Annotated in this window: 1 pseudogene; it reads right to left on the bottom strand. The window is 62.7% G+C overall.

The features are described from left to right. Positions 1 to 79 precede the first annotated feature (79 nt). Positions 80 to 1,068 (bottom strand): annotated as a pseudogene (locus HMPREF3056_RS13575) (hypothetical protein); the annotation flags it as partial.

A 1,068-nucleotide genomic window follows, 5' to 3' on the forward strand; every position in this document is an offset into this window, starting at 1 on the left:
CCCGCTACGCACCCCAAAACCGGAAGAGCCAGTAAACCGTGTCTTCAGGGCCAGCCCGGCCCTGACGCTTCCTAGCGGACTAGGACTCCTTGCGGCGACCAGGACGCAGAAGCAGTACTGCTCCAGCAATCAGTGCCCATGCTGCGGCAAGTAGCCACAGGATATTTGCACCGGTATTCGCCAGGGCTCTAGAAGAGGAGCTCTTCTTGGAGTCCTTCGTGCTCGAGGGCGAGCTAGTAGAGCGAGTGGTATTGTCGCTCTGGCTCGGCTGAGCATTGTTGTTGGACTCCACAGCACTCGGCTGTGCTGCCTCACCTGGTGCCTGCGGCTGATTCGGAGCCTCACCTGGTGCCTGCGGCTGCGGGGCCTCGCCAGGGGCCGGGGCCTTCGGATCCAGCGGCTTCAGCGGCTCAAACGGCTTCTGCGGCAGTGCAGGATCATGCGGCGGCTTGAAGAAGTGACTCAAGACCGGCGGCACAAGAACCAGCGGAATGAGCAGCGGCCACAACCCACCGAGCTCAGGTATACGAGGCTCGTTAGGCTCACCTGGCTTGCCCGGCTCTCCCGGCTCACCTGGCTCGTTCGGCTCATTTGGCTCGTTCGGCTGAGTCGGATCCGTCGGTTCAGTCGGAACCAACGGAGTCGTCGACTCGTCGGTCGGCTTCGGTTCCGGCGTGCCCTTGGTCTCTGTCACAGTCACCGTTACAGTCGGGTCCTCTGACGGCTTCGGCTTGTCTGTGGTCGGCTCCTCCGACGGCTTCGGACGAGACGGATCCTCAGTCACCGTTACCGTGGTGGTCGGCTTAGCCGTGTTGGACGTCGTCGGCTTTGCGGTACCAGAGGGTTCTGGCTCCTCACTCGGCTTCGGCTCCGGAGACTCCTTTGTCTCAGTGACAGTTACCGTCGTAGTGCCACTATCAGAAGGCGTCGGCGTTGGGGTTTCAGAAGTCGGCTGAGGCTCCGAGGGATCCTCGGATGGCTCGGGCTCAGACGGATTGACCGTCGTGGTGACCGTCACCGTCGTCGTTGGACTTGCGCTCGGCTCGTCCGTCGGCTCGGTCGGCTTGG

This window comes from Corynebacterium sp. HMSC056F09, assembly GCF_001815785.1.
In the GTDB taxonomy this organism is placed as follows: Bacteria; Actinomycetota; Actinomycetes; order Mycobacteriales; family Mycobacteriaceae; genus Corynebacterium; species Corynebacterium hiratae.